The sequence below is a fragment of the Peribacillus sp. SIMBA_075 genome, from assembly GCF_046534585.1.
In genome coordinates, this window is sequence record NZ_JAWRYN010000446.1 from 1 (window position 1) to 279 (window position 279).

At 31.5% G+C, this 279-nt stretch carries 1 protein-coding gene; it reads right to left on the reverse strand.

The genetic code is table 11. The features are described 5' to 3' along the window. Positions 1 to 93: 93 nt before the first annotated feature. Positions 94 to 279, reverse strand: a 186-nt coding sequence (locus SB775_RS28945; RefSeq protein WP_410864654.1) for a helix-turn-helix transcriptional regulator, incomplete at its 5' end; no start/stop codon positions are given.

Here is a 279-nt window from a genome sequence, read left to right on the forward strand (position 1 = left end):
TCCCCATAATATCTACCCCTCCATTATTGTTTAGAACAAATATCTACTTTCAAAGTTCGGTACTCACTACCATTAACTTTCTCATTACGAAATCTATTTTCCACCCTTTTCACACCAATACGAGGTTAAAAAGAACTTAAAGTTCGATTTATTATTAAAAAAAATATCGTCTACACTCATATCAAAAAACTCTGCAATCTTTTTAGCAATTCTCATTGAAGGGATTCTTTCTTTTTGATCAATCATTCGAATATATCGTTCCGTAACCCCACAATAACT